The organism is Streptomyces sp. NPDC020299 (assembly GCF_044387825.1).
Taxonomy (GTDB): Bacteria; Actinomycetota; Actinomycetes; order Streptomycetales; family Streptomycetaceae; genus Streptomyces.
In genome coordinates, this window is the sequence record NZ_JBIRWL010000004.1 from 299,322 (window position 1) to 305,321 (window position 6,000).

Genomic DNA, 6,000 nt, shown 5'->3' on the forward strand with positions numbered 1-6,000 from the left:
CCGGGGTGCCCCTGAGTGAAGCGTCCGCGACGTCCCCTGTGTCCCCCTAGAGACGAATGGTGTTGCCGGATCGTTCCCCACGGGGCTGGGGTCCATGCCCCGGCACCCCGTACCCTTGGGTTTTGTGTTCCGTAGCCGTGCCAAGGAAGAGAAGGTCCCCACCGACAAGGTGGCGGTGACCGACTCCAAGCAGCCCCGTGACCCGCAGGCCCCCAAGGGCAGGCCCACGCCGAAGCGCAGTGAGGCCCAGTCCCAGCGCCGCAGCGTCGCCAGCACTCCGACGAACCGGAAGGACGCCGCCAAGCGGCAGCGCGAGGAGCGCCGCGTCCAGATGGAGCGGCAGCGCCAGGCGCTGGCGAGCGGCGACGAGCGGTACCTGCCGGCCCGTGACAAGGGCCCGGTCCGCCGGTTCGCGCGTGAGTGGGTCGACTCGCGGTTCAACGTGGCGGAGTTCTTCCTGCCGCTGGCCGTGGTCATCCTGGTGCTGAGCGTGGTGCGGGTGCCGGCGCTGCAGACCATCGCGCTGCTGCTGTGGCTGATCGTGATCGTGCTGATCGTGCTGGACTCGATCCTCAGTGGTTTCCGGCTCAGGAAGCGGCTGGGTGAGCGCTTCCCGGACCAGAACCGGAAGGGCGCGGTGGCGTACGCCCTGATGCGCTCTCTCCAGATGCGTCGGCTCCGGCTGCCGAAGCCGCAGGTCAAGCGCGGAGAGCGGCCCTGAGTACAGACGCCTTCCAGGGGGGTGCGGCGGATGCCTGGCTCAGCAAGCTGGGCGGGCTGCGGGACGTCGTACGGCAGGAGCTGGTGGCCCGGCAGCTCGAGGAGCAGATAGTCGGGCGGTTCCCGGTCGGGCAGCGGCTGCGGGTGCTCGACGTGGGGATGGGCCAGGGCACGCAGGCGCTGCGGCTGGCCCGGGCCGGGCACCAGGTGACCGGCGTCGAGCAGGACCCGACGATGATCTCGGCGGCGCGCGAGGCGCTCTCCGGCGAGCCCGAGGGGATCCGCGAGCGGATGCGGATCGTCCAGGGCGACGGGCGGGACACGGGGGTGCACTTCCTGCCGGGCAGCTTCGACGTGGTGCTGTGCCACGGGGTGCTGATGTACGTCGAGGAGCCCGACGCGCTGCTGGCCGGGCTGGCCCGGATGCTCGCCCCGGGCGGGCTGCTGTCGCTGCTGGTGCGCAACGGCGACGCGCTGGCGATGCGGCCGGGACTGTCCGGGGACTGGGCGGGCGCGCTGGCCGCGTTCGACACGACCTCTTACCGCAACCGGCTCGGCCTCGATGTCCGCGCGGACCGGCTCGCCACGCTGACCTCCACGCTCGCCGGGATCGGGGCGCCGCTGCACGCCTGGTACGGGGTGCGGGTCTTCACGGACACGGCGGTGGACGGCGCGGAGATCCCGGCCGAACCGGACACCTTGCTGGCCGCCGAGGAGCGGGCCGGGCGAACGGACCCGTACCGCGGGGTGGCGGCGCTGCTGCACCTGTGCGGGGTACGGGGCTGAGACACCGAGGGAGGGGTGGGCGAGGACCGGTCACGGCACCCGCCGCACCCCTTCCGACCTCCGGGACGTTCAGGACCCGTCGGCGTGCAGGCTCATCGGGCCGTAGATCTCCGTGGTGTCCTCGAACAGCCGGACCTGGTCCGCGCCGCCCTCCAGCAGGGCCTTGTAGTGCTCTCCGACCCAGGACTCGGCATCTCCTTGCGTGGTGAACTCCTCGGGCTGAACCGCGGGCTGGACCTCCGTCCCGTCGGCCTTCTCGAACCGCCACGTCCAAGCCACCATGTGCGCCTCCCTGGTGCGACCACGTGCAGAGCTGCGGCCGGATCTTGGTCCGGCTCGTGCCCCGAGCCTAGGGCCTGACGCGCAAGACCTGCGGCGACAAGCGAAAATCAGGTCCGTGGAACTGACTCTGCTCGGCACCGGTGCCCCCGCGGGACTGCCCCGCCCCGACTGTCCCTGCGCGGCCTGCGCCACCGCGCTCGGCCCGGCGGCGCGGGCCGCCACCGCGGTGCTCGTCGACGGGACGCTGCTGCTCGATCTGACACCCGGCGCGGCGTTCGCGGCGGCCCGCGCCGGTCATTCGCTGGGCGGGGTACGGCAGGTGGTGCTGTCGCATCCGCACGACGGGCCGCCGGTCGAGGTGCCGGCCGGGCTGCCGCAGCCCGTACGGGTGCCGGACGGACGGGAGTTGACGCTGCTGACGGGGCATCGGGTGCGGGCGCTGGCGATGGACGCGGGCGGCACCGGGTACGCGGTGACCGGGCCGGACGGGCAGCGGCTGCTGTATCTGCCGCCGGGCGGCGCGCCCGCCGGGCTGGAGAGCGGGGCGGGGCGCGGCGCGGCGTACGACATGGTGCTCACGGACGTCGTGGGGCGGCCGGACGCGCTGGCCCGGCTGCGGGCGGTGGGCGCGGTGGGGCCGACCACGGACGTCGTCGCCGTCCACCTCGACCACGACGTGCCGCCGGGGCCGGAGTTGCGGCGGCGGCTGGCGGCCGCGGGGGCGCGCGCGGTGCCGGATGGGACGACGCTGGTGGTGGGGGTGTACGAGCACGTGCCCGACGTGCCGCGGCGGACGCTGGTGCTGGGGGGCGCGCGGTCGGGGAAGTCGGTGGAGGCCGAGCGGCGTCTTGAGGCCTTCCCCGATGTGCTGTACGTGGCGACGGGCGGGGCGCGGAACGGGGACACGGAGTGGGCGTCGCGGGTGGCCGCGCACCGGGACCGGCGGCCGGGTTCGTGGCGTACGGCGGAGACGTGCGATCTCGTGCCGTTGCTCGCCGAGGACGGGCCTGCGCTGCTCATCGACTGTCTGTCGTTGTGGCTGACGGACGCGATGGACTCCGTCGGGGCGTGGGACGACGCGGAGTGGGCGTCCGGTGGGGAGCGGGCGTTGCGGGAGCGGGTACGGGAGTTGGCCTCGGCGGTGCGGGCGGCTCGGCGGACCGTGGTCGCGGTGTCGAACGAGGTGGGGTCGGGGATCGTACCGGCGACCGCCTCCGGGCGGCGGTACCGCGATGAGCTGGGGCGGCTGAACTCGGCGTTCGCGGCCGAGTGCGAGCAGGTGCTGCTGGTGGTGGCGGGGCAGGCCGTGGTGCTGCGGGGTTGAGGGGCGCGGGGGAGGCGGCCCACGCCTACGGACGCGCGGCCTACGGTCTGTCCTTCCGGGCGATGAGGCGGTACGCGTTCGAGAAGCGGGTGCGGCGCAGGAGGGGGGCCAGGGCGCGGTCCAGGAGGGCTGCCGCGTCGGGCAGGGGGCTGGTGGCTCCCAGGAGTACCGCGCGGAGCGCCTGTTGGAGTTCGCCCGGCGGGTTCGCCCGCCACGGGGCGTCCGGGGCCGGGAAGGCCTGGCTGAGGGCGAGGGCGACGGTGGCCGAGAGGTCGTACGGGATGTGCGGGGCCCTGCGGTCCGTCAGCAGGACCGTGCAGCCGCGGGACTCCAGTTCCGTACGGAGGTTGGCCAGGGGCATGAGGTGGAGGCGGCGGGGCTGGCCCTGAGGGAGCCACCACTTGCCCAGGAGGACGGCGAACACGCTGCGCGGGTCGGCCGCCTCCACCAGCAGATGCCCGCCGGGGCGCAGCGCGGTGAGCGCGGCGTGGAGTTCGGCCCGGGGGTCGAGGGTGTGCTCCAGGTGGTGGAACATGCTGACGACGTCGTAGCGGGCGCGCAGGCGGGCGAGGACGCCGGGTGTGGTGAGGTGGCCCCGGTGGGCCTCCTCGACCCATCCGGCCCGGCGGGCCTCCTCGACGCGGAGGGTGGTGTCGACTCCGTCGAAGGAGGTGTACGGGAAGAGTTCCCGGGCCGTCCGCGGGAAGTGGGCGCGGCCGGTGCCGACGTCCAGCCAGCTCTCCGGTTCGGGGTGCAGCGCCAGGACCGCGCGGGCCGCGTGCCGGTGGCGCCGTGGGCCCGAGTGGGCGGCGAGGAGGCGTTCCGCGAAGTGCTCCAGGTGCCCGTCGTGGATGTCCCCGTGGTGGAAGGCGTGCCCCTCGGCGGTGAGCCGGGGGTTCTGGAAGGCGTGCCCGCAGTCCCGGCACTGGTCGAGGACGAACGTGCCCGGCTTGCGCTGGAGGAGGTCGGGGCTGCGCAGGCGGGTGCGCAGGCGTTTCGAGCCGCACCACGGGCAGTCCTCGCGGCGGGGCCCGGTGAACCGGTCGGTGCCCAGGGCGAGTTCGGCGGCGTACAAGGCCCGGTGCCGTTCGATGGCGGCTAGGGTGGATGGCGAGGGCTGCATGGGTGGCTCCCTGTGCGACATTCCGCTGCAAAGCGGAACGTATGGGATGCCGATCTTGGGTGCAAAGACATCGTGGCTGTGTGGTGGCGATGTGGCGCGGAACTGTTCGATCGCTGCCGGTACTGTTCGGCGAATGAGCTCGCTTAATCTCGACGACTTCACCGATCTGATCGAGCGTCCGGACGGGGGCGTGCGCCGTGACGCCGAGGCCCGCCGGGAGCGCCGGATCGTGCCGCCCGGGTCCCTGGGCCGCCTCGACGACCTGGGTGAGTGGCTGGCCGCCGCGCAGGGGGCCGTGCCGGTACGGCCGGTCGTTCAGCCGCGGGTCGTGCTCTTCGCCGGTGACCACGGCGTCGCCGACCTGGGCGTCTCGGCCCGTCCCGCGGGCACGGCCGATCAGCTGGTCCGGGCGGTCCTGGAGGGTGCGAGCCCGGCGGCGGTGCTCGCCCGGAGGCTGGACGTCCCGGTGCGGGTGGTGGACATGGCGCTGGACTGCGAGCCGGAGTCGCTGCCCGCGGAGGTCGTACGGCACCGGGTGCGGCGCGGCAGCGGTCGTATCGACGTCGAGGACGCGCTGACCCTCGAGGAGGCCGAGGCGGCGTTCCGGGCGGGCGTCGCCGTGGCCGACGAGGAGGCCGACTCCGGTACGGATCTGGTGGTGCTCGGCGATGTGAGCGTCGGCGGGACCACGGCGGCCGCCGTGCTGGTGGCCGCGCTGTGCGGGACGGACGCGTCGGTGGTGACCGGGCGGGGCGGCCGGGCGATCGACGACCTGGCGTGGATGCGCAAGTGCGCCGCGATCCGGGACGCGCTGCGGCGGGCGCGGCCGGTGCTCGGCGACCAGTTGCAGTTGCTGGCGACCGTGGGCGGGGCCGACCTCGCGGCGATGACCGGGTTCCTGCTGCAGGCCGCGGTGCGCAAGCTGCCGGTGATCCTGGACGGGGTCGTCGCGTCCGCCTGCGCGCTGGTCGGGCAGCGGGTCGCGTTCCGGGCGCCGGACTGGTGGCTGGCCGGGCACGCCAGCGGGGAGCCGGGCCAGGCGAAGGCCCTGGACCGGATGGCCCTGGAGCCGCTGCTCGAGCAGGGGGTGACCGTCGGCGAGGGAGCCGGGGCACTGCTCGCCCTGCCACTGGTCCAGGCGGCGGCCGCACTGGCGGCGGAGCTGCCGGAGCGTGAACCGGAGAAGCCGGAGCAGTTGGAGGAGTCCGAGAAGTCACCGGAGTCCCAGTCGGAGGAATCCGAGGGGCAGGAGTCCGCGGCGGCGGAGTAACCGGCAGAGAGGGCGATCCCGCCGGAGGAATCCGGCGGGCAGGAGCCCCTGGAGGCGGAGCAGCCCTGGAGGCACGAGCCGAAGGAATCCGAGGGGCGGGAGTCCGCGCGGGTGGAGTAATCCGTGGAGAAGGCGGTCCGGCCGGAGGAGTCCGAGAAGCCGGAGCGGCCCTGGAGGCCCGAGCGGAGGAATCCGAGACGCAGGCCCCCCGGAGGCGGAGCAGCCCGCGCTGAAGGCAGTCCGGCCGGGAGTGCCCGAGAAGCCGCAGGAGTCCGCCTCGGAGGAATCCGCGGAGCAGAAATCCCCGGAGGCGGAGTAACCCGCGCAGAGGGCGGTCCGGCCGGAGGAGTCCGAGAAGCCGGAGCGGCCCTGGAGGCCCGAGCGGAGGAATCCGAGACACAGGCCCCCCGGAGGCGGAGCAGCCCGCGCTGAAGGCAGTCCGGCCGGGAGTGCCCGAGAAGCCGCAGGAGTCCGCCTCGGAGGAATCCGCGGAGA

General features: G+C 74.2%; 6 protein-coding genes. 4 read left to right on the plus strand and 2 right to left on the minus strand.

The genetic code is table 11. The features are described from left to right. Positions 1 to 94: 94 nt before the first annotated feature. Positions 95 to 721 (plus strand): DUF3043 domain-containing protein, encoded by a 627-nt coding sequence (locus ACH45E_RS12750; protein ID WP_361437569.1) that lies wholly within the window; start codon positions 95 to 97, stop codon positions 719 to 721. Positions 722 to 804: 83 nt separating this feature from the next. Next, positions 805 to 1,506, plus strand: a complete 702-nt coding sequence (locus ACH45E_RS12755; RefSeq protein ID WP_361437571.1) for a methyltransferase domain-containing protein — start codon at positions 805 to 807, stop codon at positions 1,504 to 1,506. Between the two features lie 69 nt (positions 1,507 to 1,575). Here the strand turns inward: ACH45E_RS12755 and ACH45E_RS12760 are convergent, their stop codons facing one another. Then, positions 1,576 to 1,788 carry a hypothetical protein gene (locus tag ACH45E_RS12760; RefSeq protein ID WP_361437574.1) on the minus strand — a complete coding sequence of 71 codons (213 nt, stop codon included), beginning with the start codon at positions 1,786 to 1,788 and terminating at the stop codon, positions 1,576 to 1,578. Between the two features lie 115 nt (positions 1,789 to 1,903). On the opposite strand from ACH45E_RS12760, the gene ACH45E_RS12765 reads away from it, so the two are divergent. Next, positions 1,904 to 3,112, plus strand: a complete 1,209-nt coding sequence (locus ACH45E_RS12765) for a bifunctional adenosylcobinamide kinase/adenosylcobinamide-phosphate guanylyltransferase (protein WP_361437576.1) — start codon at positions 1,904 to 1,906, stop codon at positions 3,110 to 3,112. Positions 3,113 to 3,152: 40 nt separating this feature from the next. Here ACH45E_RS12765 and ACH45E_RS12770 read toward each other — a convergent pair whose 3' ends face one another. Further along, positions 3,153 to 4,235, minus strand: coding sequence for a class I SAM-dependent methyltransferase (locus ACH45E_RS12770; protein WP_361437578.1), 1,083 nt, complete (start codon positions 4,233 to 4,235; stop codon positions 3,153 to 3,155). Between the two features lie 133 nt (positions 4,236 to 4,368). Here ACH45E_RS12770 and cobT point away from each other — a divergent pair, with 133 nt between their 5' ends. Then, the gene (gene cobT, locus ACH45E_RS12775; RefSeq protein WP_361437580.1) at positions 4,369 to 5,505 is read left to right on the plus strand and encodes a nicotinate-nucleotide--dimethylbenzimidazole phosphoribosyltransferase; all 1,137 of its coding nucleotides are present in this window, start codon (positions 4,369 to 4,371) and stop codon (positions 5,503 to 5,505) included. Positions 5,506 to 6,000: the final 495 nt, after the last annotated feature.